The sequence below is a fragment of the Fluviicola sp. genome, assembly GCF_039596395.1.
GTDB lineage: Bacteria > Bacteroidota > Bacteroidia > Flavobacteriales_D > Crocinitomicaceae > Fluviicola.
The window spans coordinates 505891-521763 of record NZ_JBCNJT010000003.1 but is presented as its reverse complement, the minus strand read 5'-3'; the positions used below and the strand labels follow the sequence as shown (position 1 = coordinate 521763).

Sequence of the window (15873 nt, the reverse complement as noted above, 5' to 3'; positions counted from 1 at the left end):
GAGGGCTTGTGATCGTAAACGGAACTGTGGCAGAACAACCGTTCGCATCAACTACGGTAGCCGTGTAAGATCCTGCCGTTAAGTTCGTAAAGGTATTCGATGCCTGGGAAGGACCACCATTCAAGGAATAACTGAATGGAGAGGATCCACCCGCAACTCCGATGATCACCGATCCGTTCACACCTCCAAAACAACTTACGTTGGTCTGGCTCTGGATCGAAGCGATCGGTGCATTGGTAGCTACGATAGTAATCGACAAGTTTTTGGTACATCCCCGGTTATCGGTCACAACCACGTTGTATGTTCCGGCTGCCAATCCGTTGAAGGTAGCACTGGCCTGGCTTGCTCCACCATTGAGCGTATAGGAATAAGGTGCTGTTCCGCCCGTTGCTGCAACGGTCACAGACCCGGTATTGGATCCGCAGGTTGCCGGGGCGATCGCACTTTGCGTTAAGTTCAAAATGGCTGGCTGAGTAATGTTCTGGTTTAGAACAACCGTACAGTTATTCGCATCCTTGATCGTTACTGCATACGTTCCGTTACATAAACCTGTAAAGGTATTCGATGCCTGGAAAGGACCACCGTTGATGCTGTACTGGTAAGCCGGGGTTCCACCCGATGCCGCCACTGTAATAGTTCCGTTGCAGGCTCCGTTACAACTCACATTCACCGGTGTCAATGTACCGCTTAAAGCTGTTGGCTGGGTAATCACTACGTTTGCTGTAGCTACACAACCCGAGTTATCGGTCATGGTAACCGTGTAAGAACCTGCTCCTAAATTGGATGCTGTCTGGGTAGTCTGACCACCTGTCCAGGAATACGTGTAAGGTGCCAATCCCGTTGGGGTAGCAGTAGCTGAACCCGTAGTGGCACTGTTACAGGCAACATTTGTTCCTGCAGCGGTAACGCTACAACAAACTGCTCCTGCACCTATCGTAAAGGTACCTGTTCTGGTACATCCGTTTGCACCGGTAACCGTGTAATTGTAATTCCCGTCGGGAAGATTGGTAAAATTAGCTGTAGCTCCTGCCGTGTTTGCTTCCACCACAGATCCTGTTGTCGGGCCGGAAATATTCACTGTATAAGGTCCGTTACCAACCGGGTTGTTGATAACCACCGACCCATTGTTATAGTTCGCACAAGACTCTGCTGTCGGGGTTACGGTTGGTGCTGCTAATGCTCCATTGGTTACCACCACCTGGTCTGTTGCCGTATTTCCACACTGATCGGTTGCAGTAACCGTATAAGTAGTGGTAGCAGCCGGAGAGACAGTTACCGGACTTCCCGTTCCTGCTCCGTTATTCCAGGTTAGAGTTACAGTACCCGTTCCACCTGACGAAGTGGCGGAAATCGGTACACTTCCCCCCGCGGTACATATCAAAGCATCTGCGCTGGCGACCGTTGTTAAAGGATTGGAATCAATGATATTGACATTTGCCGAACCCGGCATACAGACCGTAGCAGGATAATTACAAATCAGCGTTTCTGTTCCTTCTGCTACTCCATCCAATGTTACGTTTACCGGAATGGTAACAGAAGTTTGACCTGCCGGAATCGTAATGGTAGTAGGTAATGCCGCATAATCTACACCAGAAGTTGCAGTTCCTGTCCAGGTCACATTGAATGAGAAATTCGTAGCCTGAGCGGTAGGAATGGAAAATGTCATGGTATTGTTGGCACATCCTTCCGGGAAAACACCAGGTCCTGCACCACTTGAAGTTACAGACGAAACCGGCGGATTTCCCACTGCAAATAATCCGTTCTCCTGGATAAACACCCAGGAATCATAGATCTGGTCACCTCCGTCGGCAATCATCAAACGAATGTGGTATGTCTGACAAGCCTGTACTGCACGTGATGCAGTCAATTGAACCGTATAACCATCCATGACGTTATTGTTGTTCAATGCTTCGTTATTTCTATAGGATGCCGAATTAGTGAAGTTATTGATATTATCAATGGTTACAGGAGTTGTAGGCGGAAGCACCGCGATATTTGTAGGAGTACCAATTCCCGGACCACTGATAAAGAACGCAAAGGCATCGTTATACCCAGAATTCACAAACTCATTGTATTCTTCGGAACCGAATACATAGTTTACATTGATATTGTTGGTGATCGGGACAAAGTCAAATTCCAGGATAATCCCGTCTCTTGCGGTTGCTCCTGCAATGGTATTCAATTCCGCGATTGCCACCCCGTTATTATCCGAAGAACGGAATGTTCCGGGACCTCCCTGAAGGGCAGTCGCCGTGTTTACATAACCGGTACTCATTACTACACCTGAGTTCATCGATGCGCCGATTCCGGCAGAAGTACCACCAACAAACTGAGCGATCGCACCTGCGTCTCCCGTAAGTGTTACATTGGAAAATGTAATCCCCGGCCCACAGATATTGGCGACATAGTTATTCGCAGTTGTTTGGTTTAACACTATTTGCCCGTTCGTGGTAAAATGAGCAAATAAAAACAAGAGAAAGCATGCAACGACATTGCTTACTGATCTAAAAGCAGCAGTTCTTTTCATAGTCATGGTGTTCTGGTTTGTAAGATGTGTGTTGTTATATTTGGTACTTGTATTCCTTTATGCTAATTCTTTATGTAATTTAAAATCCAAACTTTTTGTTTCTTCTTCGTTTTGTAGTCATTAAAGGTTTTCGAAGCCAACTCCTGGTCTAAAGAGTACAGGATTACCACATAGTAGTAATTGTTCGATTCATTAATCACCAAATAGGATCCCGGGTATTCGCTCAGGTTTTTCGAAAGCATGAGATCCGCATTTTGCCTGTTCGAGAAAACTCCCGTAATCACGTAAAATCCATCCGGAGACTGGCTTTTATCCAGATTCACGAAACTATATCCTTTTGCTACCGGGATTACTTCCGGGGTGGTAACCCTTGGTTTCACAGTATCAACAGGAACAGGTTTTTCAACTTTAGCTAAATTTGCCAGGGAGTCTTTTTCTCTTTGTAAACGGTCTTTTTCAGCACGCTCTTCCAACAAACGTTTCAATTGAGCTTCCAGTTCATCTTTGAGTTTCTGAACAGAATCACGCTGTTTTGCCGCCAAATCATCCGGTACGCGAACTTCTTTCTCCACAATCTGAATTTCTTTCTCTCTTTTTCCTTTGAAAGAGAATCCTAAGAAAATCTCATGGTTCATTCCGGTATTGTACGTCTTCATGGAACCGATCAGCAATTCATAGCTATATCCTACTCTCAGGAAATCAAACACGCGAACACCTGCGTTGAACTGCACCGCATAATCGGATTTATAAGTAGCCGACGCCCAAACCATGTTGTTATAAAGCGCCATGGCAGTCACATCGTATTGAAGCGGAATATTCGGCATATATCTTAAAACAGCATTCGGGCGGATAATGAATTTTTCATTCACGTGAAAATCATACTCCAGGGACATCATGTAATGTCTTTCCAACTGGTAATATCCCCTGCTCTTTTCGCGGGCATACTTCACCTTTCCTCCGATAATCTGCGGAACTGAAATTCCGATTCTCAAATCTTTCCAATTATACAACAACCCCACGTTCATATCGAACGTCGGAGCTGTGGGTCTCAATCCGGTTAAATACGGATCATTGATATCCTGTGCATTGATCTGGTTGTAATCTATGCGATTATCCAAAACTCCGGCTGAAACACCAAACCGGATGTTGTGAGCCTCGTTGATCTTCAATTTGTAACTGTAATTCAAACTGGACATTAATTGCTGCTGAATTCCCTGGTTCTGGTGAGCAACGATTAATCCCAATCCCATATTCCCTTTTGCGATAGGACCGTCAACTGTCAGGTAGTTATTTACGGCGGTAGAACCAAAAGACGAATAACGCTGGTTCCGCACGAAACTAGCATTTACATAATCGCTTGCTCCTGTTGAAGCAGGATTATAGACAAACGGATTTATCAGGTAATGATTGTAGAAAGGAACTTGTTGCCCATATAGACTTCCTCCCCACACACAAAGACACAATAATAGTATTTTATTCATTTCCTAATAATGTAAGCGTTCCTTTAAATTCTTCCTCTGTTCCTCCCTTCTGAACAACATAGTAATACGTTCCGTTGGGCAATTTAGACCCTTTGTAATTACCATTCCAGTCATTCTTGTAATCCTCATTTTCATAAAGAACTTTCCCGTACTGATTAAACACCTTCACAGATGTCATAGGGAAAAATTCAACCCCGGTAATATTCCAGGTATCGTTGACATTATCGTTATTCATGGTAATGACATTGCGGATATTGAACTGGATCGGGTCCATTACTGTAATCAATACCGTATCTCCTCCGACACATCCGTTTCCATCAATTACGTAGTAAGCATAAGTTGTTGTGACAGATGGTGTTGCAACCGGGTTCGTACTGGTTGAATCAGAAAGTGTGGATCCCGGCATCCAGATACCGGTAATTCCGCCTGAGCCATTCAGAGTAACAGATTCTCCCAAATAGATCGAAGTATCAACTCCCGCATTGGCAATAGGCAATGGCAGCATGACAATCATAACCGCATTGGAAACAGCAGGCGGACAAACACCATTCAGTGCTGTTACCTGGAATTGCACATTTTCAGTAATCGGGAATGTGTTATAATCAATGGTATCCGAATCCGAGATGGTTTGCCAGGTTACCCCGTTGTCTGTAGAATACTCCCAAAATAAAGAGTCTGCTACCGAACCAACCACATGCAAATCTTCCGATCCGAACTCACAAATGGTTCCGCTTTGATTTAAAACACCTACAACCGGAGCATTGTCTAATTTAATGATCGCAGTATCGGTATAATAGTCGGGGCAAAAACCTCCGTCCAATTGTGCGCGGTAAAGCGTAGTCACACTTTGACCGGTATAATCGTATGATGTATTCGCACTATTTGCAATCGGTGTCCAGGTTGTTCCGCCATCGGTTGAAAAATCCCAGTTCAAAACAGGGGTCGTCATACCTGTCATATTTAAGATTCCTACTACCGAAGAAGCACAAACCGTATCTGAAGGCCCTATACTCGGCTGACCCGGTAATGGCTGCACATAAATAATTGCCGTATCTGAAATCACATCCGGACATTGACCACCTTCTGTAATTACCCGGTAAAAAGTCGTTTGGGTGATATTGGTATACCCCAAACTGGTAGGCGTAGTTCCTGTACCGGTCCAGGTTGCCCCGTTATCTATGGAATATTCCCAGTTCAATATTGTTCCGAAAGAACCGGTAGCAGTAACGAAACCTGTTGCATTGGTAATACACAATGAATCACTTCCGGTTAATAGTGTTTGCGGATAAACCGGATCCACATAAATCATTGCCGTATCCGAATAAGCATCCGCACAAATTGCTCCGTCTACCAGCACCCGGTAAATAGTTGTATTGGTCAGTCCGGTATAATTGTAGGTTGTAGAAGCGCTCGCCACCGTTGTCCAGGTACCTCCTCCGTTTGTGGAATATTCCCATTGGATAGGAGGCTGATTATTTCCTGAAAGTGTCAGTACGCCGGTTGCCATGTTCTCACACAAAGAATCTGCCCCCGCTATGGTTCCCGGAATTGCCGGAACCTGAACCGATACCGTGGCATAACCGGAAGTTGCATCCGGACAGTAACCACCGTCGATCACAACATGATATTGCGTATTCTGAGTAACATTTACATAAGCGTAAGACGGACTGGTTGTTCCTGTCAGAGGATTCCAAGTAGCCCCGGCATCCGTAGACGATTCCCAGTTTATAATTGTTCCGTAAGACCAGCCCGAAAGAGAGAGTGTCCCCGCGTTAGCTCCCTGGCAAACCGTGATATCTGAAGTAACGGTTCCCGGCACAACCGGGCAGTCGTTCTGAACAGTCCAAACCAGGGTATCGTTCAAATGATTGACGTCTCCCGGCCTCGAAACCCATACTTTCAGGATGTGTGCACCACAAGCGGACAAATCGGCTTTTTGGGAAAAACTGAAGTTCCAGGAAGCACCGGCTGTTAAATTAGACGATAGCGGTTGATTGATAATCGTACCTCCGTCAACCCGGTAATAAACCTGGATCGTATTGGATGGCATGATCACACCGGAATTATTATTTACCAAAACGGTAACTGTCTCCATGTTCGACAAGGCGCAACCTGAGTTTGGCGAAAAATGATTTTGTAACCAAACATCCTGCGCTCTTGTTATAGGAGAAAATGTGGTAAGTAAAATCAACAAAAATAGGTATCGGAGAAGCATAGAGTATACGTGTTGATAAGCTATCGAATATGAATTTTCTAACATTTACTAGATCGAAATTAACAGTTTTTTACATCTATTCCAAATGGGCATTGCTTACATTTACGCAGTAATGGGTGATTTGGTTTCCAAATGACGGATATTATCCAACAAAACCCCTGTTTAAATGTACATTGCAGACCTTTGACGATCAATGAGATATCTTAAATATTTAACAAAGCAACTTGCTTTATCCGTTTTCTTAACATTTTCATTTTACTCTTTTACGCAAAAAGAAACATTGGCTCCTAAAACCTTTTGGGATTCGATCCAAAACAAGCAAAACCAATTGCTGGATGTCCGCACTCCGGGCGAATATGGCCAGGGACATATTGCAGGTGCATTCCAGGCCGATTGGAACAATTTCGAGCAATTCAAAGAACGTACGGCTTCACTGGATAAGCACAAACCGCTTTATGTCTATTGCCTGGCAGGATCCAGAAGTGCCGCTGCTCAGAAATGGCTGAAGAAAGAAGGGTTTGAAACGGTTATTAACCTGCAGGGCGGAATGAATGCCTGGAACCTGGAAGAGCTTCCGGTTGAAGGAAAAAAGGAAGTCAAACTAATCACTTTCCAGGAGTTTGCAGCCTCACTTCCGAAAGACAAAACAGTGCTTGTGGATGTTGGTGCAGAATGGTGTCCGCCTTGTAAAAAAATGAGCCCCGTAGTTTCTGAAATTGCTAAAGAATATGAGGTGATTTATGTAGACGGAGGTTCTCAGACACAGTTGGCCAGGGATTTGAAGGCGGATTCGTTTCCAACGTTTATTGCTTTTAAAAACGGAGAAGAAGTGAAACGGATCAGTGGAGCTTGTTCGGAAGAAGCTCTCCGGAAAATACTGGAGTGAATCCTGGAAAATAATCTTATCAAGATATCGCCATATCATGATATCATGATTTCACGAATATGTAACACAGTGATGCTCGTTTGAGAAACCGGCCACTACCTACTCAATATTTCAATCGCCTCTTCCCTGTCCTTCCATAGTTCTTCCAAAGTCAATTGAAAAGACGGATTTCTCGTGAGCCAGCCCTGCAAATAGTGTTTGTGGATCATGATTTTCCAATCGGTCACCTGGTTCGGATCGATGCGCTGTTCGCGAACAATTTTCGGAGCAATGCGCTCCAAACCATTGGATGTATCTGTATAATCGAAACGCTCTCCCTGGAAACGCAGGTAGCAATGACATTCGGGAATATTCGAATAGCTTTTACCGGTGAAAAAAACGTTTAATTTCGCATGTGTTTCTTCATTCATCAGGAAAATACCGGCAATGAGTTCTACTTCCGGGTGTCCGTTTTCCAAAGCCAAAGAGGCCAGTAATGCATGTTTGGAGGAACAGGTTCCTTTTCCTTCCGAAAGCACCAGACCGAAATCTTCGCGGTTTGCATTCCTGCCGTATGGAAGTTGGGCAACAAACTCACATGCCTGAACAAACGAGTCAATTCCCGCTTCACGAAAACGTGCAGAGTAAGGTTCGCCGGAAGTCAGTTGGAAATCGATCATTTGAATTATGAATTGAGCAATTATCAATTATCAAGTAAACCCTCTTGATAATTACATGGAATTCAATTTTGCATTTTGACTTCATCATTTTGAAATTGGAATGCAAAGCATTGCGGTTCTTACTACATACCCGGCATTCCGCCACGCATTCCCTTCATCTGCTTCATCATGCCCATCATGTTCTTCGGATTGCTCATCATTTTCATCATTTTCTTCGTATCCTCGAACTGCTTGAGCAATTTATTCACTTCCTGGATATTTGTTCCGGAACCTGCAGCTATGCGGTTTTTGCGCTGGCCATTCATGATGGATGGATTTGCACGTTCTTTCGGAGTCATGGAGTAGATGATTGCTTCGATGTGCTTGAATGCGTCGTCCTGGATATCCACATCTTTAACCGCTTTTCCCATTCCCGGGATCATTCCCATCAAGTCTTTCACGTTCCCCATTTTCTTGATCTGCTGGATCTGACCCAGGAAGTCATTGAAATCGAACTGATCTTTCTGGATGCGTTTCTGAAGTTTGCGCGCTTCTTCTTCGTTGAATTGTTCCTGGGCACGTTCCACCAAGGAAACCACGTCACCCATTCCCAAAATACGGTCAGCCATACGTTTCGGATAAAACACATCCAATGCGTCCATCTTCTCTCCCGTACCCACAAACTTGATCGGTTTGTCTACAACTGTCTTGATCGATAACGCAGCTCCACCGCGTGTATCACCATCCAATTTCGTTAAAACAACTCCATCGAAATTGATGCGGTCGTTGAATGCTTTTGCAGTATTCACGGCATCCTGACCTGTCATGGAATCCACTACGAATAGTGTTTCCGTTGGTTTGATTGCTTCTTTTACACGTGCAATCTCATCCATCATCGCTTCATCGACAGCCAAACGGCCCGCAGTATCGACGATCACCACATTGAAGCCTTTGCTTCGGGCATGATTGATTGCTTCCGTTGCAATTTTAACCGGATCTTTTTCTTCTTTATTCGAATAAACCTCAATTCCAAGCTGCTCTCCAAGCACGTGCAACTGATCAATCGCCGCCGGACGGTAAACGTCACAGGCAACCAACAAAGGTTTCTTATTCTTTTTCGTTTTCAGGTAGTTCGCCAACTTACCGGAGAAAGTTGTTTTACCCGAACCCTGAAGTCCTGACATCAATACGATTCCCGGAGCTCCCTGGATCTGGATTTCACTTTCGTTTCCACCCATCAATTCCACCAACTCTTCGTGGCAGATCTTCACCATCAACTGGCTTGGGGAAATAGCTGTTAACACGTTTGCACCCATTGCCTTATCTTTCACGCGAACGGTGAAATCTTTGGCAGTTTTAAAGTTCACGTCGGCATCCAACAAAGCTCTGCGAACTTCTTTCAGTGTTTCAGCTACGTTAATTTCAGTAATTTGTCCTTGTCCTTTCAGAACTTTAAAGGCGCGTTCAAACTTATCGGTAAGATTATCAAACATGCTATTGAGCGATTTTTTTTCGAATACAAAAATACGACTAATTGAAAATGTAAAATTGAAAATTGATAAGGAATTACAGAATTTATCAAAAAGAGTACCCCGATTTCAGTCTTTTCCATTTACAAATAACCCAAAATCGCGATATTTCAACATTACAATATTTCAACATTGCAATATAGCCATGTTGAAATGTTGCAACCTTTGACTTCAACTTAGAATTTGACTAAGGCGCTGTATCCCGTCAGGCCTAAAGATTGGGTCATAACTCCGCCTATAAAGGTTGAATCATTGATAAAAGACAAGGAACCTGCCAACCGGTAACTGTTCACGCTTTGCGGATGATTTTTCTTATTCATGTAGGTCAACCGTTTTTTATTATTTCCATTTGCATCCATGATCCACCAATCTGCGCCCTGCAATTGTCCTGGAAAAATATCACAATCGGCGCCGGTCATATACACGATCTTTTGCCCGTTAGGCGTGTAAGTCGGTGCCTGCGAAAAGCTTTCGGTAGTCAGTTTCGTCGTGTTTCCGGTTGCCAAGTCGATGCGATAGATCGGAGTTGCCACCAAATTGTGTGATTCAAAGGTGCTGTAAACTAAAATATCTGTTTTGGAAGGACTGATGCTTTCCACTTCTCCACCTGCCGCTACATTTCCGGGTTGGTATGTGCGGATATTGGAGAAAACCGGGTCCGGATTCCAACTCACGTCGGCAACTTTAAACACGTATGCCCCGGCCGCTAAATTCAAGTCCAGGAAAACCGGTGCCTGAATGCGCTCTGTCCAGGTAAACATGGTTCCGTCCTGCGAAATGGCTCCGTGAATAATGCCGTGATCGTAGTCATTGGGGAAATTGGTCATTTGCCAGGCCTGACTGCCATCGCGTTTGATGATCCAAAGATCGGTGTAAGCTCCGTAACCCGGGATTGCGTCTTCCGGAGTGCGTGTATGGCCGCTTTCAGTTACATAATCCGTTTTTTCGACGTAGCAGTACAAATACTGCCCGCTCGGATCCCATTCTTCCGCCCACTGATGGCGGTTAGAAGCCCAGCCCGGATAAGTCAGCTGCACTTCGCCTGTTCCGTCGTAATTGGAAATATAGATCTTGTAAGTTCCGTCTGCATCCGGTTTGTTATATGCCACACTGTTTGTTGCCTGGTTATAGATTACGCCCATGGCATTCTCCTTGTAAACTTCCATGGAGGCATAGCCCGTTCCATTAGTATCGGGGTCAACGGGTTTCTTTTTGCAGGAACCGATCACAAAACCGGTCACCAAAAGGACAGAAAAAAACGCAGAAATTTTCATATACTGATTTTGAAATCAGACGAATGTATTCAAAAAATCAGTAGGGATGAAAAATTTTTAATCCCTATCTATTATGAATTTTTCAATCGCAATTTCGAATGTTTCCGGCTGTAAAGGAAATAGATTACCAAACCGATCACCAACCAAATAAAGAAGGCTATCCAGTTATCCAGTTTCAGCTGCGCCATCATGTACAAACACGACAATAAGCCCAGGAGCGGGATCAATGACAAGTTCTTAAATATGGTCACTATGGTGATTCCGATCGTAAACAACAAGAAAATCCACATCGGGATTTTGTGTGCAAATAAGGCGAATCCGAAGGAATACAAACTTCTTTCGCTTCTTCCCAATTCCTGCACATCGGCGTAGAACTGTTCGCTCTTCTCATCCTGTGAATAATAATTCTCCACGTCGTTCTCCGCTTTTTTGAAGCCTTCCGGATCTTTGGTATCTACTGTTCGTTTCAGTGTCAGGGTTTGTTCGGTTGTCAATTCTCCCAAAACCTCTTCTACGGATTTCAGTTGCTTTTCATTTTTAATGAATGCCATCGTTCCGGCCTTATATTCCGGTGTAAACAACAAAATCCCTGCACCAATCACCAAAACCGGCAGTACGAATTTTCCATTGATATAAGGCGTTTTGAATTTTCCGCGCGGAATATCCGTCTTGTTCTGAAGCACCAAAACTCCGCCGCAAACCAATACAAAAGCGAATAAGGTACCGATGCTGCATAAATCCGTAACGGTTGTCAGGTTCAGGAACAAAATAGGAATAGCGACCACAAAACCAACTATCACCGTGGAGAACGAAGGCGTTTTAAAACGTGGATGTACTTTAGCAAATTTGGGAGGAAGTAATCCATCGCGGCTCATTGCCATCCAGATGCGCGGCTGCCCCATCTGGAAAACTAGCAATACGGAAGCCATCGCTACCACTGCAGATACAGCAATGATTCCCGACATCCATTTTAAATCCAGTTTTTCAAAAACATAAGCCAGCGGGTCGCCGACAGCCAATTCTTTGTAACTAACCATTCCGGTTAAGATCAATGCGATAATGACATACAGGACCGTACAAATAATAATGGCCCACATCATTCCGCGTGGCAAATCGCGCTGCGGGTTCTCACATTCTTCCGCAGTAGTGGAAATGGCGTCAAACCCGATATAAGCAAAGAAAACCGCGGATACGCCTTTTAAGATTCCCGACACTCCATTCGGAGCGAAAGGACTCCAGTTTTCGGTATCCACATAGAAAATTCCAACAGCGATTACCAGCAAAATAATAGCCAGTTTTACCACCACCATCAGGTTACTGGCATTCCGGCTTTCTTTCATTCCGCGGTAAACCAGCCAGGTAATCAGTACGACAATCAGGATTGCGGGCAAGTCAAAAATGAGGTGAAAACCACCAATGGTCGGAGCAGTTTCCCAGGCATGGTGCGCAGCTTTCAGGCCCGTACTCAGGTTTTCAAATAATTTCCCGCCATTCATCAAAGAAACAGCTTCCTGGTGTCCGTTTGAAGCCGTCATGTAATCCGTTTGGATCCAGGCAGGCAGATCAATGCCTATTCCATGAAGCATTCCTGTAAAATAATCACTCCACGAAATGGCGACCGTCACATTTCCGATTGCGTACTCCATAATCAGCGACCAGCCGATTACCCATGCAATGATTTCTCCGAAAGCCACGTAAGAGTATGTGTAAGCAGATCCCGCAACCGGGACCATGGATGCAAATTCAGCATAGGCAAACGCGGCAAATCCGCAGGCAAGGGCCGTAAAGAGGAACAGGAAAATAACCGCCGGGCCACCATCGGCACTTGCAGTTCCGATCGTACTGAAAATTCCCGCACCGATAATTGCCGCAATTCCAAAAGCTGCCAGATCTCGCACTTTCAGGTGCTTTCCAAGGGCTTCATGTCCATCGGATTCGCCCTGTTGGGCAGATGCCAGGATGTCGCGGACATTTTTTTTACGGAAAAGGGAATTCTGTTTCATAGTATTTCGCAAGGGTGACAAACATACTAAGAAAAAACGAAGTTTTTGATAACTGAATCCGCCGCGGCGGATTAGTGCAGTTCAACAAATCTTCCCCAGGTTCCTCAATATTCTGCCGGATTCATTACTTTTATGCCCTGATACCTAAAAAACCGGTTATGTTAAAACAAACATTCTTGCTAACCTGCCTATTATCATGCGCTGTTTCAGGATCTTTATCTGCCCAGTCCAAAACAGATTTCAACCAATACAAAACGTTGCTTTCCGCCGGGTCCATTCCCGAAGATTTCAGTCTTTCCACTTACGAAAAAGTAGACCGCGACATTCAAATCAGCCGACCGGAACTGGATGCAGCCTCCAAAAAGAAATTCTACACCGGCATTCACTCGGCTATCGATGAAATCCTGCATTCCGAAGTTTGTGTGTTCGGAGATCCCGTTTCCTTGTATGTAAAAGACATCGCAAAGAATTTATTGAAGGACGACCGCGAAACATTCAGCCAATTGCGCTTTTACACCCTGAAATCCAATGAAACCAATGCGTTTTCTACCGACCAGGGAATTATTTTCGTGACCACCGGACTGATTTCACAAGTGAGTTCCGAAGCCCAGATTGCTTACGTACTTGCCCATGAGATTGCACACTACAAACGCAAACACGTATTGGAGCGTTTCAAGCAAAAAACGGTGTTGAGAAATGCCAATTACTACGAACTAAGTACTTACAGCAAAGAGCGCGAACTGGAAGCAGATGCAGATGCAATCGAACTTTACAAAAAAGCCGGGTATGACGAAGCATTGATCGAACCCACTTTCGATGTACTGATGTATTCCTACCTTCCTTTTGACGAATACAAAATCCCGGAAACCTTCTTTAATTCCCACGATTTTTATGTCCCGGAATTCAAATTCCCGAAAGAAACATTTGCTATTACTGCCGAAGAGAATTACAACGACAGCAAGAGTTCGCATCCGAACATTTCCAAGCGCAAAAAACAGGTGCTGGATGTGCTGGCAAAAGGAACCGGATGGAACGGAAGCCCGAACGTACTCGGCGCGGACCGTTTTAATGAGATCCGCACCATTGCCCGCTTCGAATCCGTAAGAAACAGCATTCTTTCGCTGGACCTGACGAACGCACTTTATTCCATCTACATCCTGGAAAAAGAGTTTCCGCAGTCGCAGTACCTGATTTCCATGAAAGCAAAAACGTGGCTGGCACTGGCGCAAACCAAATCTGCCGGTATGTCGAAACCTTATGAATCCCGTATCCATAAAGAAGGCGAAATAGCGGTACTTCACTCCATTCTAAAGAAAATGGACAAACTGGAGCTTTCAACGATTGCATTGCGACAGATTTACGACATCCGTGCGGCTAATCCTTCAAATACTGAAATCCAGGCTATCTACGACCGCATGGTGGAAACCGCTGCCAATACGAAACAATTCGCACTGGAATCATTCTCCAAATACGATTATCACCAGGCCGTTCAGCGAAATAAGAACTACAATGATTCGATTGCTAAAATCCCGGTTGACAGTTTGACAAAAGCCGAGCCGGTAAAAACAAACGAATCCAAATACGACAAGATCAAGAAAAAAAGATCTGCTGACGGCAACATCGAAGCACAGGTCTTTGATTCAACGGCATATTACCTCTATGGAATGAAAGACATCCTTTCTGACAGCAGTTTCGTAAAGGCATTCAAAGCGGCTCAGAACAATTCAGCGAGTACATCCAATAAGCAGGAAGCCAATTCGAAACTCATTCCTGCAATTCCTGATCTGAAGAGTAAAAGCATTGCATTGACGGAACCGAATGTGGAAATCCTGGAATCATCCAAAAAAACGGTGAACATGTCTGAATCTATCCGGGCAAATGCCACGGAACTGATCCTGGAGGAAGCTGCTGACAACGGGTATAACTTCAGTACGGACAATGCTCCGAACGAACTCACCATTGAAGGAATCCATGCATTTACCTTCCTGAAATCGGCATTGCGACAAACAGACGGCTATTCGAAAGTGAACTTTTTCCCGGTTGACTATACCGAATTGCAGAACATGACGAAGAAATACAGCTCCGACGTGATCCTGATTCCGCTATTTGCCTATATGGACGCCAAGAAAAGTGCTCCGATGACCGTAGCAAGACCAGTTATTGCAACGTGGTATGTTCCGCCGATGGCACTAATTCTTTTAACGGGTAAATTACTGGATTCTCAAAAAACAAAGATTCAATTTGTAGGGGTTGATTTGAAAAACGGCCATGCGGCTGTATCCAATGAATACCTGATCAGCGGAAGACCTTCCAAAGTAATGCTGGGATCCAAAATCTACGAAATTTTCAAATCAACTAACTAAAATCACATGTTACGAATAGTATCTCTAATCCTTGCAGTTTCTTTTATAAGCTCCGTTTCTCTTGCCCAGACAAACAAAACGGATGCAGCGAAGAAGAAAAACGAGCTCACCGGATTCTACGGAAAGCGCTTCACACTCCAATTGGGAGCAGGAGGACATCACAATACGCTTTTGAAACTGACCAGCTACAACGAATCCAAACTCCGCACGTATGCTTATTACAGCAGTTACCGGAACCAGATCAAAAGTGACCAGTTCAATTACAGCCTTTACGCAAACCTGGGGTTCCTGTTAAAAGAACGCCTGGCATTATCGGTTGATTTCAATTACTATGCTGGAAATATTTTCCTGCAAAACATGGGAACCAAAAACCTGTATGACGAATGGGGATATTACTATGGCACCACCGGGGGATACGATGCGCGCGTAAAATACAATACGATCCGGATCATGCCACGCATTGAAATTGCATCAAGAGGTTCAAACATGCCGACCGGTTTGGTGAATGTACTTGGACTTGGTGTGGAGCTTTCCAAATTAAAGTCCGGAAACTACAAAACCATTACCGCTTCAGATGCTATCGAGTACAATTACTACCCTACTGATTCCATTATGATCAGCAACCAGGACATTCGTTTTAAAGATGAATCTGTTGTGAACCTGACCGTGATGTATGGTTTGGAATACCGTTTGGCCATTTCGAAAAGTATTGCCTGGAATTTCGGCGGATATGTGCATGTGAACTTCCCTATCCAGGCAGCAATTGACGATTTTTTCGGTACGGTAAGTTACTATCCGTATAACGGAACGGACTACACGGAAGAATACAAAAATCAATTGTCGCGGTACCGTTTCCAGAATTTATTCAGTTTGAGAACCGGATTGGTGATTATGCTCTAAGATTTGTAAGGTTCAAGAGTTCAAAAAATAGTTCAATGAAGTTCCAAAGGTTAAGCA

Annotated in this window: 10 protein-coding genes; 3 read left to right on the top strand and 7 right to left on the bottom strand. The window is 44.4% G+C overall.

Annotation, left to right across the window (positions count from 1 at the left end):
• The 3 genes from ABDW02_RS17485 to ABDW02_RS17475 form a co-directional block, all read right to left on the bottom strand.
• Positions 1-2527, bottom strand: a 2527-nt coding sequence (locus tag ABDW02_RS17485) for a choice-of-anchor L domain-containing protein (protein ID WP_343636856.1), incomplete at its 3' end; no start/stop codon positions are given.
• A gap of 62 nt (positions 2528-2589) precedes the next feature.
• Complete coding sequence (locus ABDW02_RS17480) at positions 2590-4008, bottom strand: PorP/SprF family type IX secretion system membrane protein (protein ID WP_343636854.1); 1419 nt, start codon at positions 4006-4008, stop codon at positions 2590-2592.
• Positions 4001-6103: a gliding motility-associated C-terminal domain-containing protein gene (locus tag ABDW02_RS17475; RefSeq protein ID WP_343636852.1), complete on the bottom strand. Its 2103-nt coding sequence runs from the start codon at positions 6101-6103 to the stop codon at positions 4001-4003. The genes ABDW02_RS17480 and ABDW02_RS17475 overlap by 8 nt, the downstream gene beginning before the upstream one ends.
• A 400-nt stretch (positions 6104-6503) precedes the next feature.
• On the opposite strand from ABDW02_RS17475, the gene ABDW02_RS17470 reads away from it, so the two are divergent.
• Complete coding sequence (locus tag ABDW02_RS17470) at positions 6504-7109, top strand: rhodanese-like domain-containing protein (protein ID WP_343636850.1); 606 nt, start codon at positions 6504-6506, stop codon at positions 7107-7109.
• A gap of 95 nt (positions 7110-7204) precedes the next feature.
• On the opposite strand, the gene ABDW02_RS17465 is transcribed toward ABDW02_RS17470, so the two are convergent.
• From ABDW02_RS17465 to ABDW02_RS17450, 4 genes are all read right to left on the bottom strand, one after another.
• Positions 7205-7768, bottom strand: coding sequence for a hypothetical protein (locus tag ABDW02_RS17465; RefSeq protein ID WP_343636848.1), 564 nt, complete (start codon positions 7766-7768; stop codon positions 7205-7207).
• Between the two features lie 122 nt (positions 7769-7890).
• On the bottom strand, positions 7891-9240 hold the full coding sequence (gene ffh, locus ABDW02_RS17460) for a signal recognition particle protein (protein ID WP_343636846.1): 1350 nt from the start codon (positions 9238-9240) through the stop codon (positions 7891-7893).
• 212 nt (positions 9241-9452) lie between these two features.
• Positions 9453-10550 carry a hypothetical protein gene (locus tag ABDW02_RS17455; protein ID WP_343636844.1) on the bottom strand — a complete coding sequence of 366 codons (1098 nt, stop codon included), beginning with the start codon at positions 10548-10550 and terminating at the stop codon, positions 9453-9455.
• Positions 10551-10621: 71 nt separating this feature from the next.
• Positions 10622-12553 (bottom strand): amino acid permease, encoded by a 1932-nt coding sequence (locus tag ABDW02_RS17450; RefSeq protein WP_343636842.1) that lies wholly within the window; start codon positions 12551-12553, stop codon positions 10622-10624.
• Between the two features lie 158 nt (positions 12554-12711).
• Here ABDW02_RS17450 and ABDW02_RS17445 point away from each other — a divergent pair, with 158 nt between their 5' ends.
• Together ABDW02_RS17445 and ABDW02_RS17440 are read left to right on the top strand one after the other, a co-directional pair.
• On the top strand, positions 12712-14916 hold the full coding sequence (locus tag ABDW02_RS17445; protein ID WP_343636840.1) for a M48 family metallopeptidase: 2205 nt from the start codon (positions 12712-12714) through the stop codon (positions 14914-14916).
• Between the two features lie 6 nt (positions 14917-14922).
• The gene (locus ABDW02_RS17440) at positions 14923-15816 is read left to right on the top strand and encodes a hypothetical protein (protein ID WP_343636838.1); all 894 of its coding nucleotides are present in this window, start codon (positions 14923-14925) and stop codon (positions 15814-15816) included.
• Positions 15817-15873 lie beyond the last annotated feature (57 nt).

Excerpts from the sequence above, each read along its gene's own strand:
- ABDW02_RS17480 (WP_343636854.1), bottom strand. The coding sequence starts at position 4,008 with ATGAATAAAATACTATTATTGTGTCTTTGTGTGTGGGGAGGAAGTCTA.
- ABDW02_RS17475 (WP_343636852.1), bottom strand. The coding sequence starts at position 6,103 with ATGGAGACAGTTACCGTTTTGGTAAATAATAATTCCGGTGTGATCATG.
- ABDW02_RS17465 (WP_343636848.1), bottom strand. The coding sequence starts at position 7,768 with ATGATCGATTTCCAACTGACTTCCGGCGAACCTTACTCTGCACGTTTT.
- ffh (WP_343636846.1), bottom strand. The coding sequence starts at position 9,240 with ATGTTTGATAATCTTACCGATAAGTTTGAACGCGCCTTTAAAGTTCTG.
- ABDW02_RS17455 (WP_343636844.1), bottom strand. The coding sequence starts at position 10,550 with ATGAAAATTTCTGCGTTTTTTTCTGTCCTTTTGGTGACCGGTTTTGTG.
- ABDW02_RS17450 (WP_343636842.1), bottom strand. The coding sequence starts at position 12,553 with ATGAAACAGAATTCCCTTTTCCGTAAAAAAAATGTCCGCGACATCCTG.
- ABDW02_RS17445 (WP_343636840.1), top strand. The coding sequence starts at position 12,712 with ATGTTAAAACAAACATTCTTGCTAACCTGCCTATTATCATGCGCTGTT.
- ABDW02_RS17440 (WP_343636838.1), top strand. The coding sequence starts at position 14,923 with ATGTTACGAATAGTATCTCTAATCCTTGCAGTTTCTTTTATAAGCTCC.